Raw genomic sequence first — 20,776 nt, 5'->3', positions numbered from 1 at the left:
GGCCGACGAGGCTGGGGAGGCGTGAGGTGCGGTCGCTGTGCGGAGCGGGGCGGGACTCAAAGGGGCAGTCGCGAGGGCGCCGTAGGCGTTCACGAGAGCGAAGCTCTCATGAGCCAATTAGAACGCTCCGCGTTCTGATGACGACGCAAGCACTGGAAGGAGCGAACGGAGTGAGCGACTGAAGCGCGTGGTTCGAGACGCCTCCGGCGTCTCGTCATCGCCGGAAATCAGAGATTTCCGGCTAGCAGTCAGAACGCTTCGCGTTCTGATGACATCGCCGGAGGTCGTAGACCTCCGGCTAGCGGCCAGACTCCTCCGGAGTCTGGCAACATCACGAAAGGCGCGAAGCGCCTTTCGAACGACAGCGAGCGTACGGCGCCCTCGCGACTGGGGCTTTGGAGGTGTTCGCTGCCGGTCGAGAGCCACTCGGGTATAGCCGAGCGACTGGGGCTTTAGAGGAGTTCCCCGTCGATCCACAGTCAACGACTTATAAACAAGCGGGAGGTGCTACTGAAGTAGCCGCCACGGCAGCGATCGCGTCACCGCGACACGAGGATCTACGTATCGAGACACCTGCTTTCGTTTAAACTGCGCGGGGCGGCGGGACGAGGAAGACGTTGGCCGAGGCGCGCGCGACGACCTCCTCCGAGACGCTCCCCAACAGGAGCCGCCGGATGCGGCTCCGTCCCTTCGACCCGACGAGGACCGTCGACGGCGTCATCGCCGCCTCGGCGGCGAGGATCTCTTCTGCGGGGTCGCCGCGGCGGACCTCGGTCCGCGTCTCGATCCCCCACTCCTCCAGCGTGCGCGCCCGCTCGGCCAACCGTTCGTCCGGGTCGTCGCCGTCGGCGGGCCCGCCGTCCTTCGGCGATCGGACGTGGACGAGCGTCGCCTCCTCGGTGGCGTGCCGGAGGTACGAGAAGGCGTCGAACGCCCGGTCGGCGTGCTCGGAGAAGTCCGTCGCGAAGAGGATCCGCCGGAAGAGGTGCTCGCGGAGGACGTCCGGGTCGTCGGCCGCGCGCTCGACGCGGTTGACTAGGAGCGGGACGACGGTGGTCCGCGCGAGGTTGCGCGCGGTCGAGCCGATCACCCGGTTCTTCAGCGGACTCTGTCCCCGCGAGCCGACGACCGACAGGTCGGCGCGGACCGTCTCGGCGAGCCCGTTGAGGCGCCGGTACGGCGTCCCGCGGACGACGTGCGTCTCGACGCCGAACCCCGCGTCCTCGATCACCGATCGGTACCTGTCGAGCCCCCGCCGGCGGCGCTCCTCGAAGTCGACGCCGGGCATCCCGGCGTGGACGTTCGCCGGGACGACCGTGACGAGGTGGACCGTCCGGACGCCGATGCGACCCAGGCAGTCGAGACAGGTCTCGTTCTCGATCGTCGCCTCGCTGGCGGCCGACAGGTCGGTCGCGCACAGGGCTCTCATGGAGACACGTTCGGCGAGCGACGACAACACGGTTTTGTTTGCTGAGAGACATTTCTGGCGCCCGCGGCGCTGACCGACCGATTGCCCGGGTTCCGACCCCGTACCTTCGCCGTAAGTTATCGGTACTCCGACCGAGGTTACCGGAATATAGTATTGTACGTCTAGCCCAAAACCGTTATACCCTCGAAGCAGGTAGGATGAGTTGAGCAGAAATGTGCCAAAGTCGAATTACTGCGTGTGGCAGTCGGAGGGTGAACCGATGGCGGGACTAGAGATTCCGACCTGGGACCCGGAGACGGCCCTCCTCATCGGAGTGATCCTCTTCGAGGCGTTCGTCCTCTATGCCGGCTACGGCGGCCTCGAACGGCTCGTTGGGCCGTATCTCATGGACCTCGTTGTCGGGGGTGACGCGGATGCTCGGTAGCCTCCTCGGCGCCCTCGGCGGGCTCGGCGTACTGGATACGAGCCCCGAGATGCTCGCGCTGTTCGTCGGGTTCGGCCTCGTCGTCGGGGTCCTGTTCGGGTTCTTCGGCATGGGCGGGTCGTTCCTCGTCACGCCGGCGCTGCTGATGCTCGACTACGAGGCGTCGGTCGCCGTCGGCAGCGGGATGGCGTTCGTCTTCGGGACGGCCGTCATCGCGACGCTGAAACACCACGACCTCGGCCAGGTCGACTACAAGCTCGGCGTGATCATGATCACGGGAACGACGATCGGGATCGAGGTCGGCCGCGCGAGCGTCTACTACCTCGAGTCGATCGGCCTCGCCGGCGCGCTCATCAGCGTCTCGTACGTCGTCCTGCTCGGCGGCGTCGGGGCGATGGTCACCCGCGACGCGCTGAACGGCGAGGGCGGCGGCATCGACCACGAGGCCGCGGACAAACCCCTCAGCGAGTACGATATCCCCGAGACCGCGAAGACGATCCAGCGGACGGTCCGGATCCCGCCGATGGTGAGGCTCCGCGGCGACGTGCGCGTCTCCGTGTGGGTCATCACCGCCGTCGCCTTCGCGACCGGGCTCCTGTCGGGGTTCCTCGGCGTCGGCGGCGGCTTCATCCGCATGCCTGCGATGATCTACGCGATCGGCGTCCCGGTACCCGTCGCGGTCGGCACGGACCTCTTCGAGATCGTCTTCTCCGGCGGGATCGGGAGCTACCTCTATGGGCAGGGCGGCGGGGTCGACCTCGGTATCGTCGTCCCGCTGCTGTTCGGGAGCGCCCTCGGCGCCCGCGTCGGCTCCGCCGCGACCGCGGTCGTCGACGCCGACGGCATCAAGGTGTACTTCGGCGGGATGCTGCTCGTCGGCGCGGTCGCGGTCGGCGTCGGCGAGGTCGGCTCCGTCGTCGGGAGCCCGGCCCTCGAGACGGCGGGGCTGGTCCTCGTGATCGGCGCCGCGGTCGTCGTCGCCGCCGCGATTCTCTACACGTCGGTGGTCTCGCTCCGCACGACGCGCGAGCGAGAGGCGGTGACCGCGGACTGAGTCGCTCCCGATCGCGGACCGCGAGAGCTTCTGGCCGCGGATCGCGAACGCTTCGGCTCCCCAATTCCGGACGTTGGCACGAAATTGTGTGATCCATACACAAATCTTTTAATAACAGGTCGCGTACGGACAGACAGCAAAATGCCTGATTCGATGTCCGAACAGCTTCAGCAGGACATGGCGTGTGAGGGGCTCCTCGAGTGTTTCCACGGACTCAAACAGCTCGACAAGCGGGTCTTTCGGGAGCTCGTCGACGCCGAGACGCCGCTGACGATAGACGAGATCGCCGACGAGGTCGACCGCGAGCGGTCGACCGCGTACCGCGCCGTCCAACGGCTCCTCCAAGCCGGCTTCATCCAGAAGGAGCAGGTCAACTACGACCAGGGCGGCTACTACCACGTCTACCGGCCGACCGACCCGGAGAAGGTCGCGGACGACATGCAGCGCATGCTCAACGACTGGTACGCGAAGATGGGTCAGCTTATCCAAGAGTTCGAGGAGAAGTACGACCGGACCGAGGCCTCGGCGTCGGCCGCCGAGAGCTGACGTCGTCGCCCGCTCGCCGCCTCTCCGACTCACTGTCTCCGCCTCCTCTCCGACTCACTGTCTCCGCCTCCTCTCCGACTCACTGTCTCCGCCTCTCTCGATCCCCCTCGTCACCGCGATTCACCTCGGTGGGCGCCGCACGACCCCCCGGTGCCGTTCCCTCGCGCGGAGTCCCCCGGACAGCCGCCCGACGAGGTCGCCGTCACGACCTCGTCGTCACGCCCGACGCGCCCCTTTCGAGCGCGCTACCCCGGGAGGCGCTCCGCGAACAGGTCCGCGCCATGCCGGCGGGCGACGGCGGTGGCTGGTCGCGTCGCCGATCGCGTTGCTGGCGGCGGTCGACGCCCCCGTCACCCGCGGGAGAACCGCTTATTGCGCGGGGGGCACACGGCTCCGTATGGACGAGGCGGCGGTGTTCGACCGCGTGGTGACCGCGCTCGACGAGCGGAACTACGAGCCGCTGGTGCACGTGCCCGAGGCACACAGCGAGACGTACGCGGCCGTGCTCGACCGCTGCCGCCGCCACCAGATCGCGATCCGGGGGCGATACCCGGACGTGCTCGGTTTCACCGACGCGGACCGCGTGTTCGCGATCGAGGTGAAGGGGTCGACGAACCTCCTCCGCGGGATCGGGCAGGCGTTGACCTACCAGCAGGGCGCGCACGTCTCGTACCTCGCGGGCGACGGCGAGGCCGTGGCGACCCACGCGAACCTGCTCCGGTCGAAGGGGGTCGGCGTCATCGGCGTCGACGGCGACGGGGTGCGCTCGTGGGACGACCCGCCGAGCGCGGAGTCGACCGCGGAGGTCGCAGACGTCGAGGGACGGCTGTCGGTCCGGCTCCGCGGGGACGCGTTCGGCGGCGACGTCACGACGCTGAGCCTCGCGCAGCCGCTGAACTACCTCGCGCCGGTCGTCGCCCTCGACCGGTACGGCCCCCTCTCGCGCGACGAACTCGTCGACGTCATCGCCGACGAGTACGGGTTCGGCGCCGGCGACGAGGCCCTCGCGAGCGCGCGGACGCTCGGCCTCCTCGCGCTCGGCTCGCCCCAGGCCCTGACCTCGCAGGGCGAGCTGGCCGCGACGGTGCTGCGCGGCTACGTGATCGAGGACCTTGACGACCTCCGCCTGACGAAGGCGGACGTCGGTCGGAGCACGGTCGCCGAGGTCCACCCGCCGCTCGCGGTGCTGCTCCGGAACTCGTTTTCGAGGCACCCGGAGTTCGGTCTGCTGCTCGACGCGCTCCGCAAGGAGGGGCCTCGGATTCACTTCCTCGACCTCGTCGAGCGACTGGTCCGGGAGTACCCGAACGTCTTCTTAAGCGCGTTCTGCACGACTCGGGGGGCCACGCGGGCCAGGGAGCTGATCGAGCGGGGGGAGACTGCCCGCCTTTATCAGGACCCGTCGGTCTGGCGGGACGTGATCCGGAACAACGTCCTCTTCAACTTCGTCCAGCAGCTGAAACACGTCGGCGTCCTCGCTCCCGAGACGCGCAGTCACGGCGCGGCGATCGACGAGTACGACCCCGACGAGAAGCCGTGGATCGTCGCCGACCCGGAGTGACTCGGAACGCGCTCCGAGACGGCCTACCAGACGGCGTCACCGACGCGAAACCGCCGGTCGACGAGGTGATCGAACGCCACGTCGCGCCCGCGTTCGACCTCAGTTGACGTCGACGATCTCGACGTCGAACGTCAGCGTCTCGCCGGCGAGACGCGGGTTGAAGTCCACTCGGACGAGCTCCTCGTCGACGTGGACGACCTCCCCTTGGCTGCCGTTCTGGGCCTCGAGATAGGCGCCCTCTTCGGGTGTCTGGCCGCCGAGCATCTCTCGGAGCTCCTCGGTCTCGAACTCCTGAACGTTCTCGTCTGCGGGCTCGCCGTACGCCTTCTCCGGCGGGATCGTCAGGGTCTCCGTCTCCCCGGTCTCGAGGCCGATCAGTCCCTCTTCCATCCCCTCGATGACCTGTTCGTCACCGATCTCGACCGTCAGCGGCGCGTACTCTCGGTCGGGCTGGGCGTCGGCGAGGCCCGTCTCCTCGGCGACGGACTCCCGAGTGGTGTCGAACACCGTGTCGTCGTCGAGCCGTCCCGTGTACTCAAGCGTCACAGAATCGCCGGTGGCTATTGTCACACCGGTACGAGGCGCGCTACACGGAAAGCCTATTGCATCGAGAGAGCGGTCGGGCTCGTTTCGATCAGATCCAGATCCCCTAAGGGTACGGTGTCACCGACCCGTCCGTGAGCGTCCTCGCGGAGGGCGCCGACGCCGCCCGGGCTACAGTCGGACCTCCGTCCCGTCGCCCGCCTCGACCGCCCGGCGGTAGACGGGCTCGCCCGCGGCGGCGTCCAGCGTCGCGGACCCGGCGCTCACGACCACCAGCACCTCGTCGGGCGATTCCCGGGCGTATCCGCCCGCGAGCGTTCGCGAACTTCGCCGCGGTGCCGGTCCGGATGGCCGAACCGGACAGCATTTACGCGGGACGGCCGTAAACGTCTTTCACGACATGGACGCGCCTCCGGCACCGATAGCTGCCGTTTCGATCTCACTTCCGCGACGCGTTGACACGGGTGTTCCCGCTGTGCAGCCCGGTCCGAGGGGGGGTGTATGACCGACCGGCCCGCCCTCCACATTGAGGACCTACGCAAGGAGTACGGCGACGTGACCGCGCTCGACGGCGTTTCGCTCACCGTTCCCGAGGGAAGTTTCTTCGGACTCCTCGGCCCGAACGGCGCGGGGAAGACGACGTTTATCAACACGCTCGTCGGCCTCGTGCGGAAGTCCGGCGGTACCGCTCGGATCTTCGGCCACGACGTCGAAGACGATTACCAGGAAGCGCGTAACGCGGTCGGCCTCGCGCCGCAGGAGTTCAACGTCGACCGCTTCTTCCCCATCCGCGAAGTGTTAGAGCACAAGGCCGGATACCACGGTATCCCGGCCGACGAAGCGACGCGGCGGGCCGACGACGCGCTCAAGCAGGTCGGGATCTACGACAAACGCGACACCCGTTTCGACTGGCTCTCGGGCGGGATGAAACGTCGGTTCCTGTTGGCTCGCGCGCTCATCACCGACCCCGACTTGCTGATCCTCGACGAGCCCACCGCCGGCGTCGACGTCCAACTCCGCCACGACCTGTGGGAGCTCGTCACGGACCTCAACGACCGAGGGAAGACGATCCTGCTGACGACACACTACATCGAAGAGGCCGAGCGGCTCTGTGACGAGGTCGCGATCCTCGACTCGGGGCGGGTGCGAGCGGTGGCGACGCCGGCCGAACTGAAAGACCGCGGGACGGACCGGATCGTCGTCGAGCTCCGCTCACCGCCGGCGACGCTCCCCGACCTCCTGACCGGTGACGACCGCGTCGAGGCCGTCGACCTCGACGGGCACCAACTCACGGTCACCGCCCGCGAAGGCGGGTTGGTGGCGCCGGATCTCGTGCGCGAACTCGACCGCGCGGACTTCGAGATCGTCGACTTGGAGATCACCCGCACCTCGCTCGAGGAGGTCTTCGTCGAGATGACCCGCACCGATTCGGACGACGACGAGTCCGGCGGCGACACGCGGACGCAACGCGACGCCGCCGACGCGGCTTCCGGGTCGGACGGCGACGACTCGCCGCCCGACCGACAGGTCGCGTCAGACGGAGGCGTCTTATGAGTCAGGGGTTCGTCCAGTTCCGAACGCTGGTCAAACGGGAGATCCTCCGATTCGTCCGCCGCCCGTACAACACGTTTCTCCCGCCGATCGTCACGAACACGCTCTACTTCGCCGTCTTCGGCGTGATCTTGGGCGGCCGTATCGGCGAGATCGCGGGCGTCAGCTACCTCCAATTCGTGTTGCCGGGGCTGGTCGTCCTCGGAGCCATCTCGGACAGCTTCGAGAACTCCTCGTTCAGCATCTTCCACGGGCGGTGGAACGAGTACATCGACGCCGTGACCGTCTCTCCGATGTCCGACAGCAACAAGGTGGCGGCCTACGTCTCGGCGAGCGCGCTGCGAGGCGTTATCACGGCCCTGTTGATCATCGGCGTCGGATGGATATTCACGCCCGTTCCCGCGTCGAATCCGCTGTACCTCGTCGCGTTCGTGATCGTCATCACGACCCTCTTCGGCGGGCTGGGCGTTATCGGCGGCCTGTGGGCCAGCGATTTCGACTACCTGACCGTCATGAACCAGTTCATCCTCCGGCCGCTGGTGTTCTTCGGGGCCGTGTTCTACTCGCTCGACGTCCTCCCCGCGTTCTGGCGCACCGTCTCCCTGTTCAACCCGATGGTGTACATGGTGAACGGCGTCCGATACGGGATGATCGGTGTGACCGAGATCGACCCGAACGCGTCGCTGGCCGTGTTGACCACCGCATCGGTCGTCGTCGTCTCGATCGACTTCCTCCTGTTTCGGCGCGGATACGGCCTGGCGGACTGAGGGTCTCGCTAACGCGGCGCGACGAGACCCGTATCCGCATCGGCCGTTGCTTCCCCTGGTTCGAAGGCCGGTTCGGGCACCCCGTCCAGTGCGGGGTCGACGGCGGCGTGGGGCCGACGTTGTGACCCGCGGCCGAAGCCCGGTCCGTCCTCCGCGACGGAGCCCACGGACGAGTCCGCGGGTCGGATACCCAATCACTCATTTATGTGGCCTGCTAGCGTGAACGTATGCGGCTACCAGAGACACGGGACCTGTTCGCACGGGAGCTCGACTTTCCCGTGACGCGGGAGACGGTGCTCGAGACGGTCGGCGACGCGGAGCTCGAGGCCCCGACGGGCCACAACGAGACGATCCGAGACGTGCTCGAACGCTGCGACACCGAGGAGTTCGCGTCGCCAGACGGGCTCTACGGGAGCCTGATGACGTTCGTCAGCGACGGCTTCATCGGCCGGAAGTACTACGACGACCGCGGCGGATCGACGGACCCCGAGGACATGGGCGAGGTGCAGTTCTGATGTCGGTGACGCTGATATCCGGCGTCACCGGCGTCGGACTCACGAGCATCTGCCAGCGGGTGCGCCGTCAGCTCGACGACGACTACCTGCTGCTGAATTTCGGCGACGTGATGCTCGAACAGGCCATGGCACAGGACATCACCGTGGACCGAAACGAGCTGTCGGCGCTGTCGCTCAGACGGACGCAACGGCTGCAGCGGCGAGCGGCCGAATACGTCGCCGACCGGGCCGAGAGCAGAAACGTTATCCTCTCGACACACCTCGCCGTCGACACCGACGCCGGCTACATTCACGGGCTCCCCGAGGGCGTGCTCCGTGACGTCGCCCCGTCGACGTTCGTCCTCGTCGAAGCCGCGCCGAACACGATCATCGACCGCCGGAGCGAAAGCGACGGCGAGGCACAGTCGGCCACCGAACGGGAGATCGAGTTCGAGCAGCACCTCAATCGCACGGCGGCGCTCGAGTACGCCCGAGAGCGGAACGCGCCGATCCAGTTCATCGAGAACGAAGGGAGCGTGACCGAAGCCGTCGAGCAGGTCGTGGAGACCCTCTCGGCCGCACCGGAGTAGTGGGCGTTGAGCCCGCCGAGCGAGTCCGCCTCGTGATCGACGCCTCTTAAATGGCGCCGTCATCCGCGACGCCCGGGAAACGGGGACGGCTTCGCGTCGACCGCCGCAGGTCGGCCGGACGGAGTTCGGGGGAACTCGTCGACGGTGGCACGGGCCGGAACGGTGACGACAGCGTCGGCCGAATCGGAAGCGACTCCTACGAGCGGTCCCCGTCGGATCCGCCCGACACGACGTCCTCGGCTCCCGTCGGTGCTTCGATGCGAACGGCGTGACGCGTGTGCCGCGCGTGCGTCTCTGCCCAGCGCCGCGCGGGTCGCTCCGAGAGGAACTGCTCACCGCCCGGGCAGCGCCGGCACCGAACGCTCCACGGGTTCACGTCGTCCGGGTAGTGACCGGTGTGGCGCTCGTGGTCAAGCGCGAACTGTTCGATTGCGTGGCTGCCCGGGCCGAGGTCGTCGAGTTCGTCGTCGAGGTCCCACTCTCGCTCACACCGGGTACACGAGACGGTCGGTGCCTCCGCTTCCTCGAGGCGAAATGAATCGTCTGTCACAGTCCTGTTTGGGTCCGCGACCACTTGAACGCCGACTCCTCCGCGGCTCTGCGTGTCGTGATATACGGTGACCTCCACCAACACTGTCGGAGCGCGCGTCCGCCGTCAGATTGCGACGCCGCCCGCGTCGAACAGCCGTCTCAACGGAAGCCGAAACCGGAATGCAAATAGCCGAATAGCCACAACAACCGGTGTTCGAATGACAGAGGACCGCAGTTCCAACCGCGTCCCCAGCCAACCCGTCGTTGTTCAGGAGGACACCCATCAGAACGAGATCCCGGACAACATCGACTCAGAGCTGTACTCGGCGGATAGCCCGACCAACTCGTTCCACGAATTCAAGATCGAGCGCGGAGATGACCTCGTTGAAGCGCTTCGCAACAACGGCTACACGGTGGAGTTCAGAGACGGTTGACATCCTCCCCGCGCTAAAGGGCGAGGATTCCACGAAGTGGAGTTTGAGGTTCCGTGTTTCCTCGGGGTTCAAAAACGCTTTCGCGTGACCCTTCAACGGTAGCCGTCCAATTATAACCAAGGACGTGCATTGCAACGGGTATAGCCCTGTCAACGGGGCCTTCCCATCCAGACGTGCTGGACGTTTCAACGGGAATACCGATTCCCTCCACGGTCGGGTATTCAGCCGACTGGGTACTGCCATTCGCGTCTCCAGATGGAGGACGTGGCGGAGTGGTTCTGGTTTTATTACCCACTACGGTCGCTGGTCGAAGACCAGTAGACGGTGAAACCGTCGTGCCGTGAGTGAGGAAAGCCATCGATATATATTACGGTCGAACTCCAGATAAAATCAAAGATTCCAAACTCAGACGACTATCTACGGTGGGCTGTGTAGTCGATTGTCGGATTCATCCCCGCGCTAAAGCACGGGGCTTTCTCCTTTCACCTCGGTAACCCCCGATCGGGGCTCGCTCCGGCAGTCCGCGCCTCCTGTCAGTCCAGATTCAGCCGCACGTCCCCCATCTCCTTCCCGCGGGCGACGAGCCCGGCGCCGTACTCGGTGCGCGTTCGGTCCCACGCCGCCAGCGCGTCGTTGACCGACCCGCGGCTCGCGAGCGCGTCGGCGAGCGCGGTCGCATCGCCCGCCGCCTTCGCGGTCCCGGCCGCCGTGTGCGGGCGGGCAACGAACGCGCCGTCACCGAGGAGACACACCCGGTCCGCGACCATCGCCGGTACCGTCAGGTCGTAGATCGCCTGTACGAAGGGTTCCGATGTCTCGCTGACCAGCGTCTCGAACACGGGCGGGAGCGTCGCTGCGCGCTCCCGCTGCCGCCGACGGACCGGATCTCGCAACCGGCCCGGTGAGACGGAGAACCGTCGTTCGGCGTCGCTCGTGTCCGTGAATATCGCGCCCCGGTCCCGCCCGTCGAGCGTGTCGTACCACACCCAGTTGAGCCGACGCGACCCCGGCGCGGTCTCGCCGTCCGGGCCCGGAATGAAGTACGCGAGAATGAGCTGGTCGGCCCCCTGGTAGAAGGTGAAGGTGCCGTCGAACGCCCCGACGCACGCGCCCGAGAGGTCCGCCTCGTCGACGACGCCGCGCCACGCGACGTAGGACGCGAACTCCGGTTCCACGTCGGGGTACAGTTGAGCGCGCGTCGACGACTGCCCGCCCTCGGCGGCGACGACCACGTCGGCCGTCCGTTCCGTCCCGTCGTCGATCCTGACGGCGGCCGCCTCGGGCGTCACGGCCGTGACCTCCGCGCCGGTCCGGTACCGCTCGTCGGGGAAAGCGTCGCGGAGTTGTCGATAGAGCGCGTCCCACGACGTGAACACCATCGTCTCGGAGACGGCGCGCTCGACGTCCCCGCTCTCCGTGAGAAACCGACGTTCGTGGGACCGCGTCGTGATCTCCTCCGGGTCAACGATGTCGTGGTCGCTGAGAAAGCGGCGGATGTTCCGTTGGGCGACGATACCCCCGCCGCGGCTCTCGAGCGCACCCGCCGACCGCTCGCAGATCGCCGGACGGTGACCCGACCGCGCGAGCGCGATACCCGTGAAGAGCCCGCCCATCGATCCGCCGGAGATGAGCACGTCGAGACCGCTACCGGACTGACGGGACTGTTCGTTGGACACACGCGTCAATTGCCGCGTGACGGGTGAAAGCCCACCGGGTTCGTGGGACCCGCGTCCGCCGCTCGATCGGTGTTCGTCGACGGCGCTGTCCGACGGCGACGAGCTCGTGGTGTCTATACCGTCCCGCGATCCGGCGTGGGAAGCTCCTCGGCGACAGCAACGTCGTGTCCGGCGGCGTACCCGTTCAGCTTGGCGGCGATCGGCGACTCACGCAGCTCGCCGTCACCGTATCCGGCCGCCTCGAACGCGTCCATGAACGAGGGGACGGAGCGGAGCTTGTACTTCTGATGGTACTCTTCGGCCGGGTAGAAGCGCGAGAGCTGCTCAACCCGCGTTCCGATCCCGTCGGCGGTCAGCCCCTGCGTCGTGAGGAACTCACTGAGCGTCGCTCGTTGGTCTTCCGTCGCAGCCAACACCACGTTCTGATACTGCGTTGTTCCCGTCTGGCGCTGCGGGTCGTGCGAGTCGAACACCGTCCGTAGAAGGTCTCGGTACGCGACGGCGTCCGGATCGAACTCGACTTGGAACACCTCCGTGTGGTCGCCCAACGAGTGGTACGTCGGGTCGCGTTTCGTCCCCCCGGCGTACCCCACCCGGGTGCGAACGACCCCGTCCATCGCTCCGAACTGCGCGTCCGGCCCCCAGAAACACCCGACTCCGAACGTCGCCGTCTCGGTCTCGTCGCTGTCCGTCGCACGCCGGTCGTACTCGCGTATCTGTGTCTGTGTAAGCGTCATTGGAGTCACCAGCCTGGAGAGTCGCCGGAACGCGGTTCGTGGATCCCACCGCATCTACCATCGCTCGGGCTCGCAGACGTATATGCTGCGCGTCGATCTCCGCCTCTCCGGCGCGCCGGCGGCGCGTCCGCTGTGCCAGCGACCGGTCTGCTCGTTGGCGTCCGAGTCTCGATCGAGGCTCAGCCGATGGGACCGATCACCGAAGCTCCGTTTCCGGGTCCGCATACTCCTCCTCGTGACGGAGACAGCGGCTCTCCCGACCGTTGCTGCCGATCTCGTGTGCCGGAACCGTCTCCCCGTCGCAAACGGATCCGAACTCCGCTGTGAGCAGCTCAAGCGCAGCCTCCGGTGACGTCTCCGCTCGCTGCGCCGCCTCGTCGATCGTTTCAGCGACGGTCGACGGGAGGTCCACCCCCGCGAACACCTCGTCGATGATTGCCTGCGGCGTTCGCTTCTTATCAACTACACCTAACCGCCGTTTCATCGACCGTACGAGCGACTCGTCGGCACGTTCGCGTTGGCGCAAGATCTCGTGGAACGTCTCGACGGCTTCCCACGCGTCGTCCGAAATCGACTCCGCTTCGGTCGGTCGAATTCGGACCGGACACCGGGTCGAGAACGGACAGCCGTCCGGTGGATAGCGGGGGTTCGGCGGCGAGCCACGCAGCGTCACACGCTTGAGATCGTCCGGCGCCGGCGTCGACGACCCCGGAATCGCGGACAGCAACGAGAGCGTGTACGGATTCGCAGGCGAGTCGAAGACCTCCGCGGTCGGTCCGATCTCGAGGACGTTCCCGAGATACATCACCGCCACTCGGTCGGTGATCTGCCGCACGACGGAGAGGTCGTGCGCGATGAACAACAGCGTGATGTCGAGCGCATCGGACAGCTCCTGGAGGAGATTTATGACGCGTGCCTGCACGGAGACGTCCAGCGCGCTGACCGGTTCGTCTAACACGACGAACTCCGGCTCAAGCGCGAGCGCTCGCGCGATTCCGATACGCTGGCGCTGACCGCCGGAGAACTGGTGCGGATACCGGTAGAAGTGTTCCTCGAGTAGTCCGACTCGATCGAGCAGCTCGAACGCTCGCTCGTCTCGTTCCTCGGGAGTCCCCCAGTCGTGTGCCTCCAGTGGTTCTTTAATGATCTGACCGACGGTCATTCGGTCGTTGAGGCTCTCCTCGGGGTCCTGGAACACGACGCCGACTTCCCGCTGCCACTCCCGGAGGCCGCGTCCGGACAGGTCCGTGATGTCTCGCCCGTTGGCCGTGATCGAGCCGCTCGTTGCGGCCTCGAGCCCGGCGAGCGTTCGGCCGAGCGTCGTCTTCCCACACCCCGACTCGCCGACGAGACCGAGGATCTCGCCCTTGCGGATCTCGAACGAGACGCCGTCAACGGCCTTCACCGGGGGCGCCCTGTCGAGGACCGAGCCGCTCTCGTAGTACGTCCGGAGGTCGTCGATCGTGATGAACGGCTCGGCGGGCTCCGACGCCGTCCCGTCGCGCGCATCCGTCGCGGCGTCGTGGGGCTGGCTCGCGGAGGCCGTTCGGTTCTCACCGGCCGACTCTATCGGGCTCGCGGTCACCTCTGGGTACGCGGGATCGTGAATCAGGCACGCCGCGGTGTGCTCGTCGGTCCCCGCGATCGATATCTGCTCCGGATGCGTCGTCGCGCACGCGTCCCCCGCCGCCGGGCACCGCGGTGCGAACCGACAGCCCTGTGCCGGTCCCGTCGGTGTCGGGACCTCTCCGTCGATCGTCGGCAACACCTCGCCGGCTTCGCTACGGCCGGGAACGCTTTCCAGCAGCGCCTGCGTGTACGGGTGTTCCGGTCGCTCGAAAAGCTCCGCCGTCGGCGCGCGCTCGACGATTTCCCCCGCGTAAATAACGTTGACGCGGTCGGCCGTCTCCTCAATGACGCCCATATCGTGGGTGATGAACAGGATCGCGAGGTCCTCCCGCTGTTGGAGGTCGTCGAGGAGCTCCAGTATCTGCGCCTGGATCGTCACGTCGAGCGCGGTCGTCGGTTCGTCGCAGACGAGCAGGTCCGGGTCACACGCCAGCGCAATCGCGATAATGGCGCGCTGTTGCATGCCGCCCGAAAACTGGTGCGGGTACTCGTCGAGCCGCCGCGGGGCGTCCGGAATTCCGACGTCTTCCAGCAGTTCGATCGCCTTCGACCGCGCCGCTTCCCCGCTCAGTCCGCGGTGGATCCGGAGCGCTTCGCGGATCTGATTGCCCACCGTGTACACCGGGTTGATCGAGTTCAACGGGTCCTGAAACACGATGGCGATGTCGCCCCGGTGGTCGTCCCACCCCGTTTCGACGAGATCGACCCCGTTAAATCGGATCTCGCCGGCCTCGACGGCACCCGGTCGGTCGACCAGGCCGAGGATCGAGCGCGCCGTGACCGACTTCCCCGATCCGGACTCCCCGACGAGCCCGACGGTCTCGCCCGAACGGACGTCGAACGAGACACCGTCGACGGCGTGGATCGTCTCCTTGCCGGTCCGGAAGACGGTCCGGAGGTCTCGCACCTCCAGTAGCGCCTCCGACTCAGGACGCGTGTCGACCGCTGCGTAGTTCGTGGTCATTTGAGCTCCGTGAGAAACGGCGTTCGCGTGTCATGCCGGAGCTCGAGCGCGACCGTATCATCCAGCGACCGGACCACCGTTCGCGCTCGGCCCGCGGTGTCTGCCTGTTCGCGGAGCGACCGCTGTCGGATCCCGCCCGCCACGAGCGCGACGGGCGAGTCGTCCGCTTGGTGAATCTCGAGTACGTACAACCGATAGCCGTCGATGTCGACGTACCGGACCTCGGTTCGGCGGACCTCGGTCGGCGCGACCGCCCGTCGGAGCGCGGTCGTCGCGTCGCCGGGCACGGTGAACACGAACGTCAGCGGCTCACCGGTGGCGGATCTGACGGCCCCGTGATCCGCGTACGCCTCGACGACGGTGCGCCCGTCGGTGCGGTGCTCGGCCGCGACGCTCGTGACCGTCTCTCGAAGTCGATTCCACGCTGCCGTGAGTGGTGTTTCTGCAGACATTCGTTACCCTCCTGCGCCGCTCGCTGCTGCCGTCGCCTCCTCTTCGTTATCGAGGTCCGTTTCGGCGTCAATCGCGTCCCGGATACCGTCCCCGAGAGCGTTGAACGCGGTCACGACGATGACGATCAACACGCCTGGGATGACCGCGATATGCCACGAGACCGTGGTCAGTAGCGGTTGCCCGACGTTCACAAGTCGTCCCCACTCCGGCGTCGGTGGCGAGATCCCGAGCCCGAGGAACGAGAGCCCGGAGACTCCGATAATGATCCCGCCGAGACTCATCGAGGCGTACACCAACAGATAGCCGATGATGTACGGCAGGATGTGTCGACGCATCGTTACTCGGGGCGCTAACCCGTAGCTGTCCGCGGCATCGACCCACGTTCGCTCGGAGACCTGCAGGGCCGGCCCGCGAACGGCACGCCACAGCGACGGCCAGCCCGTCAGCGCGAAAATGAGCGCCAACAGGACCCCGCCGCTGTACAACCCCGCGATCCACGTCTGCGAGAGCACCACGGACAAGAGGATGACGACGAGCAACTGCGGGAGCGACTGTGTCGCGTCGCTCACGAGGACGATGCCCAGATCGATCCGTCCGCCGTAGTAGGCACTGATGAGCGCGAGCCCCGTCGCGACGACCCCACTGATCGTGATCGCAACGAGCCCGATAAACAGCGAGACCCGTGCGCCGAGCGCGACCTGCGTAAACAGGTCCTGTCCGGACGGAAGCGTTCCGAACGGGTGAAATCGGTCGTACTGGTCGTAGGTGAGCGGTCCGACGTTCCGGTCGTCGATGCCTTGCGACGTCGAGTCGATGTTCGCTGCCCCGACGGTGACCGTCTCGACGTCGCCGGTCCCGTCGTCGTAGTACTCCAGTTCGTGGCTGTACGGGTCGATGACGTTCCGGTCGAGCGTGGTCGGGCCGAGCGCCGGCGCGAAGACGGCGAGGATCAGAAACGCCAGCACAACGATCAGTCCGAACTGTCCCCACCTGTGACCACGGAACCGACGAACGATGTCGTCGAACGGCGTCCAGCTCGCCGTCCGGTATCGGTTGCGGTACAACAAGTACCCGCGCCACAGCCAGTAGAGCAGGACCGCGCCGTACAGGTAGATCAGACCGACTCGAAGCCCCCACGCCTTCGCGGGAGACAGCCCGAGGAACGTCCCCTGCCAGCCGTTACCCGGAACGAACGTCCCCCGGTTCGGGATCGTCTCACGGCTCAACAGGACGGGAATCCGATCGGTCGCTGCGACGACGGCCTCCCCGACCGGCAGCGTACCGGCGACGAACTGGAGGAGCGCGCCGAGTTCGGGAGCGAGGAGGAGCGTTGCGCCGACGATCCACGCACGGCTGGGTGTCATCGGGACACGGTCGAGTCTCGTCCGGACGGGCGTGTTCGCCCCGGATCCGGAAGGTGTGGAGTCAGTCATTGTCGTTCAGCGTACCCGATCCGCGGGTCGATGAGCGTGTACAACAGATCCTGTGCGATGTTGATCGAGACCGTCAGCAGAATGAAGACGAACATGAGCGACCCGGCGAGCGGGAGGTCACCGCTCGTCATCGCGTCGAAAAACAGCGTGCCGATCCCGTTGATCCCGAAGACCACCTCGACGAGCACCGAGCCGCCCACCAGCAGGTACGCCTCGCTCGTGATGACCGGAATGAGCGGGATGAGCGCGTTCCGAAGCACGTGTTTTCCGATCAGCCGCCACCGAGACACCCCGACGGCCCGCGCCGTGTCGATGAAGTCCTCGTTGATGATCTCGAGCACGGCCGTGCGTGACAGCCGGAGCTCGTTGCCCATCGAGGCGGAGCCCAGGACGAACGCGGCCGGAAGGATCTGTTTCGTGGCGACGACGAATCCCTCGGGCGTTCCGAGCCCGGAGAGGTCGGGCGCACCGATCAGTGGGGTTTCAACGATGAACGACTCCCATCCGGATCCGAAAAACAGCGCGTCCGTCTGAGAGAGCAGCGCCAGCAGAATGACGGCCAACCAGAAGTTCGGCATCGCACGCCACACGATTCCCGTGATCGACGCCACGTAGTCACGGTTCGTGTTCACGTGCAGCCCGGAGTAGATCCCGAGCGGAATCCCAATGAAGATCGGGATCAACACCGCCCACAGCCCGAGCCAGATCGTTCGGGGGCCGAACTGCACCAGCAACGCGACGGTGTCTTGCCCGGGATACAACACCCACGATTGCCCGAGGTCGAAGGTGACCAGATCAACGAGGTACTCCCCGTACTGGACGTGGATCGGATCGTTGAGCCCGAGCTGCTCTTCGATCCGGGCGAGCCGCTCCTGTGCCTGTGCGCTGTTGACCGGACCGACGATCGCCGCCGCGGGATTCAGCGGGCCGACCCGAATTATCAGAAACGTCGCCGTGACGCCGAGCCAGACGACGGGAATCGACAGTAGCAGCCGCCGGAACAGGTAGAGCAGTCGGTTCATACCGGCTGACAGCCACCGCACGCGTTCGGCTGCCACAGCGCGCCTCGCACCTGCTTGAGCGGGGTCATTCGAACGTGAGGGAGTCGTAGAGCCGATCGTGGAAGCCGCTCGGCTGTATGGGCGCCTCGACCTCGTCGTACCACCACTGCCGGCCACGGGGGTGGTAGTTCGTCAGGTAGATCGCGTCTTCCCAGATTGCTTCCTCCATCTGGATGAACGCCTCGCTACGTGCCTCCTCTTCGGCCTCGGTCGGCCCGAGATTATTCTGTACCTGCTCCCACGCCGCCGCGGCCTGCTCGGATGCGTCGGAGGGGTCCTCGCGCCACCGGACGAGGTTCCCGTCGTACGGCCGCCCGAACTTGAGCATATCGGCCGGCGACGGATACTCCAACCCGTTTCCGAGCGTGTACATGTCGAGGTTCCCGCTGACCGCCTCGTCGATGATCGTGTTGAACGGGGCCCGCTCGATCGAGAGATCGACGTACACCGACTGGGCCTTCGACCGAATGAGATCGGCGATACGGGAGTACGCGTCCGGGTTACGGTCGTTATACAGCGTAAGCGTGAGAGATGCCCTGTTGTTTTCGCCGTAGCCAGCTTCCTCCATCACGCTGCGCGCCTGATCAATCTGCGCCTCACGGTACCCGTACGGGAAGTTCTCCTCCGCGTGCTGGTCGTACGCTTCTTTCCCGCCCGGATAGACGGACGGCGGTGCCTGGTGGTACGCCGGTTCTCCGACGCCTCTAAATCCTTGCTCGACGAAATTCTCCTGATTCACCGCGTAGTTCAGCGCCTGCCGGATCGGCTTTTCAACGCGTGAGCAGTCGAAAATGAAGTACGCGGTGTACGCCTCATCCCACGTCGAGTAGTTGACCGTCTCGCCGTTCTCAAGCGGCCCGTAGGTACCGATCTCTTGGCCGAGATTCCGCGTCTCTTCGATCGACACTTTACTCGGATCGAACCGAGAGTTCGGGACGTTGAATACCTGTACGTTCCGGTTCATAGCCCGCTGGTGGATTGCGTCGGAGTTCTGGACGACCTGCATTGCAATCCGATCCGGGCCGGGCTCGTCGCCGTGGTAGTCGTCTGCAGCCGATAACACGACTTCGGTACCGGTCTCGACCGACTCTGTCTGGAACGGCCCGGTTCCGACCGGTGACTGCGAAGAGAACTCCGCGTAGTCCATCTCGCCGTCGTACCCTTCGATGTCCCCGACAATCCCTTCGGGGACCGGACTCAACGATCCGTAGGCAAACCAGAACAGCGCGTCAAAGAACGGCTGTTCGAGCGTCACTTCGAGCGTGTAATCGTCAACCGCCTCGACGGCGAGACTCCCCGGTTCGTACACCTCCTGGTCTTCACCGTCGACCGTCTCCGTCGTCGTGTCGTGAGCGATCTGGAAGCCTCCCTCGAGGATGTTCTCACCCTCTTGGCTGTTCTCGGAGGCGGCGAGTCGCTCCCACGAGTACACGACGTCGTCGGCCGTGAGCTCGTCCCCGTTGTGGAACGTGACGTCCTCACGGAGCATGAACGTGTACGTCCGCCCGTTCTCAGACACGGAGTAATCTGTGACCAACTGTGCTGTCGGCTCAAGTCCGTCCGCCGGCAGCGTCAGTAACTCACTGAAGACGTGGTCCGAGACGACTTGCGAGCCGTCGCCTTTGATTTGTACCGGATCGAAGTTCGCCGCTTCCGGGATAGACAGCGACAGCGTGTTGCCGCTGGTACCGTCTGACGACGAGTCGGACCCGTCAGCGTCCGATGACGAATCGGATCCGTCTCCCGCGTTCGCTTCGCCGTTACCTCCGCACCCCGCGATTCCGACGGTAGCGACGCCGCCGGCGGTTTTCAAAAATGTCCGTCTCCGCTGCCCACCCTCTGTGGTGTTCTCGGGCACACTAGTGATGAGCGAGTAACTAGAGATAATTTGTGGTAACTCTGCAAATATCAGTTAGTCCACAGACTATATTCGTGATAAGCGTATTATATTTTGATCTATTGAGTGCTATTGTTCCGTATTGCGGGACGTGACCGGTCGGGTATCGCAGCTTCGCCCGCGTTCACCGGTCGCGATCGAGTCGCGCGGCCCGTCTCACGCAGCCGTTCGGACACCGGCTGGCAGGGCCCTCAGTGGTCGACAAACGGGGCTCAGCGACCGCCGACTTCGGACGAGAGCTGTCCCGCCCGGAGATCGAACTAACGGTGAACGCGACCTCGCAAGCGGCGAGCGGTGCCGACTCCGGCCCGCTGAGCAACGCGTCTGCCCGGCACCGAGAGAGGAGGACCCCACGACTATCTTGAGTCAACGAGAGCATCGTGCCGTTCACCGCGGGCGTGAATCCGACATGGTGCAAAACAACCGCTGTCGATGACTGGTCGAAACCCCAACGGTTAGTACACGCCGTCTCCTGCACGTTAACAGGGGTTACGTCGGCTCTCGGCACTTGCACGGGAGTACGAGACGCGCTGAAACCAGCGTCCGAGGTACTCTCGGGCGTCGGTTCCCACGGGTCGGTTCTGCAACCGACTGCGGGGTTCGCGTCGTTCGCCAGCATGGGAACCCGGCCCACGGGTTGGGGAAGTGTGACCGAACCGACCGTGCCGTGAGGCATGACCGCTTGAGGGAGAGACGCCCCGAGAAACCGGGCGTCGATGACTTGCTTGCGGATAGGAGTGCCCGTGACAGCGCCACAGGACGCTCCCGAACGAGGGACGAAACCCGGTCCCACCGACCTCGGAAGAGGAGTCCTGAAACCTGCTCGGCAACAGGCCGGGTTTCCTCGTGCGGGGGAAGCCCCGTCGTTCACGACGGGGAGGATGTCACGACATCCGCTGTGTCACGCTACTGTATTTGTTTGTAGTTCTGAATGCTGTGTTGAATAGCGATCTAATCGGCTTATATCACGGAGTAGAAGGACGAAGCCGAGGAAATCGATTC

The 20,776-nt window shown here is 65.9% G+C and carries 19 protein-coding genes; 9 read left to right on the top strand and 10 right to left on the bottom strand.

The genetic code is table 11. The features are described 5' to 3' along the window. Window positions 1-583 precede the first annotated feature (583 nt). Window positions 584-1,429, bottom strand: coding sequence for a universal stress protein (locus N5096_RS12795; protein ID WP_267665216.1), 846 nt, complete (start codon window positions 1,427-1,429; stop codon window positions 584-586). Between the two features lie 259 nt (window positions 1,430-1,688). Between N5096_RS12795 and N5096_RS12790 the strand changes: the two genes are divergently transcribed. From N5096_RS12790 to N5096_RS12775, 4 genes are all read left to right on the top strand, one after another. Next, a complete protein-coding gene (locus N5096_RS12790; RefSeq protein ID WP_267665215.1) occupies window positions 1,689-1,853 on the top strand; it encodes a DUF7512 family protein in 165 nt (54 codons plus the stop codon). Further along, window positions 1,843-2,907 (top strand): sulfite exporter TauE/SafE family protein, encoded by a 1,065-nt coding sequence (locus tag N5096_RS12785; protein WP_267665214.1) that lies wholly within the window; start codon window positions 1,843-1,845, stop codon window positions 2,905-2,907. The genes N5096_RS12790 and N5096_RS12785 overlap by 11 nt, the downstream gene beginning before the upstream one ends. Before the next feature lie 141 nt (window positions 2,908-3,048). Further along, complete coding sequence (locus N5096_RS12780; RefSeq protein WP_267665213.1) at window positions 3,049-3,453, top strand: helix-turn-helix domain-containing protein; 405 nt, start codon at window positions 3,049-3,051, stop codon at window positions 3,451-3,453. Between the two features lie 397 nt (window positions 3,454-3,850). Further along, a complete protein-coding gene (locus N5096_RS12775) occupies window positions 3,851-5,014 on the top strand; it encodes a hypothetical protein (RefSeq protein WP_267665212.1) in 1,164 nt (387 codons plus the stop codon). 99 nt (window positions 5,015-5,113) lie between these two features. Here the strand turns inward: N5096_RS12775 and N5096_RS12770 are convergent, their stop codons facing one another. Next, window positions 5,114-5,560, bottom strand: coding sequence for an FKBP-type peptidyl-prolyl cis-trans isomerase (locus tag N5096_RS12770; RefSeq protein WP_267665236.1), 447 nt, complete (start codon window positions 5,558-5,560; stop codon window positions 5,114-5,116). A 498-nt stretch (window positions 5,561-6,058) separates the two neighbouring features. Here N5096_RS12770 and N5096_RS12760 point away from each other — a divergent pair, with 498 nt between their 5' ends. From N5096_RS12760 to N5096_RS12745, 4 genes are all read left to right on the top strand, one after another. Then, window positions 6,059-7,111, top strand: coding sequence for an ABC transporter ATP-binding protein (locus N5096_RS12760; RefSeq protein ID WP_267665211.1), 1,053 nt, complete (start codon window positions 6,059-6,061; stop codon window positions 7,109-7,111). Beyond that, entirely contained in the window at window positions 7,108-7,875 is a 768-nt protein-coding gene (locus N5096_RS12755; protein WP_267665210.1) for an ABC transporter permease, read from the top strand. The genes N5096_RS12760 and N5096_RS12755 overlap by 4 nt, the downstream gene beginning before the upstream one ends. 227 nt (window positions 7,876-8,102) lie before the next feature. Continuing rightward, window positions 8,103-8,390: a DUF5789 family protein gene (locus N5096_RS12750; protein WP_267665209.1), complete on the top strand. Its 288-nt coding sequence runs from the start codon at window positions 8,103-8,105 to the stop codon at window positions 8,388-8,390. Then, window positions 8,390-8,959, top strand: a complete 570-nt coding sequence (locus N5096_RS12745; RefSeq protein ID WP_267665208.1) for an adenylate kinase — start codon at window positions 8,390-8,392, stop codon at window positions 8,957-8,959. Before N5096_RS12750 ends, N5096_RS12745 begins: the two co-directional genes overlap by 1 nt. 196 nt (window positions 8,960-9,155) lie before the next feature. On the opposite strand, the gene N5096_RS12740 is transcribed toward N5096_RS12745, so the two are convergent. Further along, window positions 9,156-9,509: a DUF8062 family protein gene (locus tag N5096_RS12740; protein WP_267665207.1), complete on the bottom strand. Its 354-nt coding sequence runs from the start codon at window positions 9,507-9,509 to the stop codon at window positions 9,156-9,158. 199 nt (window positions 9,510-9,708) lie between these two features. Between N5096_RS12740 and N5096_RS12735 the strand changes: the two genes are divergently transcribed. After that, window positions 9,709-9,924, top strand: a complete 216-nt coding sequence (locus tag N5096_RS12735; RefSeq protein WP_267665206.1) for a hypothetical protein — start codon at window positions 9,709-9,711, stop codon at window positions 9,922-9,924. Between the two features lie 533 nt (window positions 9,925-10,457). Here the strand turns inward: N5096_RS12735 and N5096_RS12730 are convergent. The 7 genes from N5096_RS12730 to N5096_RS12700 form a co-directional block, all read right to left on the bottom strand. Continuing rightward, window positions 10,458-11,600 carry an FAD binding domain-containing protein gene (locus N5096_RS12730; protein WP_267665205.1) on the bottom strand — a complete coding sequence of 381 codons (1,143 nt, stop codon included), beginning with the start codon at window positions 11,598-11,600 and terminating at the stop codon, window positions 10,458-10,460. A gap of 113 nt (window positions 11,601-11,713) precedes the next feature. Continuing rightward, a complete protein-coding gene (locus N5096_RS12725; protein WP_267665204.1) occupies window positions 11,714-12,337 on the bottom strand; it encodes a peptide-methionine (S)-S-oxide reductase MsrA in 624 nt (207 codons plus the stop codon). Window positions 12,338-12,533: 196 nt separating this feature from the next. Continuing rightward, window positions 12,534-14,930, bottom strand: a complete 2,397-nt coding sequence (locus tag N5096_RS12720) for an ABC transporter ATP-binding protein (RefSeq protein ID WP_267665203.1) — start codon at window positions 14,928-14,930, stop codon at window positions 12,534-12,536. Then, window positions 14,927-15,382 (bottom strand): DUF7529 family protein, encoded by a 456-nt coding sequence (locus N5096_RS12715; protein ID WP_267665202.1) that lies wholly within the window; start codon window positions 15,380-15,382, stop codon window positions 14,927-14,929. The genes N5096_RS12720 and N5096_RS12715 overlap by 4 nt, the downstream gene beginning before the upstream one ends. A gap of 3 nt (window positions 15,383-15,385) precedes the next feature. Continuing rightward, window positions 15,386-16,747, bottom strand: coding sequence for an ABC transporter permease (locus N5096_RS12710; RefSeq protein ID WP_267665201.1), 1,362 nt, complete (start codon window positions 16,745-16,747; stop codon window positions 15,386-15,388). A gap of 65 nt (window positions 16,748-16,812) precedes the next feature. Continuing rightward, window positions 16,813-17,838, bottom strand: coding sequence for an ABC transporter permease (locus N5096_RS12705; RefSeq protein ID WP_267665200.1), 1,026 nt, complete (start codon window positions 17,836-17,838; stop codon window positions 16,813-16,815). 64 nt (window positions 17,839-17,902) lie between these two features. After that, window positions 17,903-19,735, bottom strand: a complete 1,833-nt coding sequence (locus tag N5096_RS12700) for an ABC transporter substrate-binding protein (protein WP_267665199.1) — start codon at window positions 19,733-19,735, stop codon at window positions 17,903-17,905. Between the last annotated feature and the right edge of the window lie 1,041 nt (window positions 19,736-20,776).

This window comes from Halorubrum yunnanense (assembly GCF_026586675.1).
Lineage (GTDB): Archaea > Halobacteriota > Halobacteria > Halobacteriales > Haloferacaceae > Halorubrum > Halorubrum yunnanense.
Note: the sequence above shows the minus strand (reverse complement) of the source record. Positions and strands in the feature narration are given on the sequence as shown.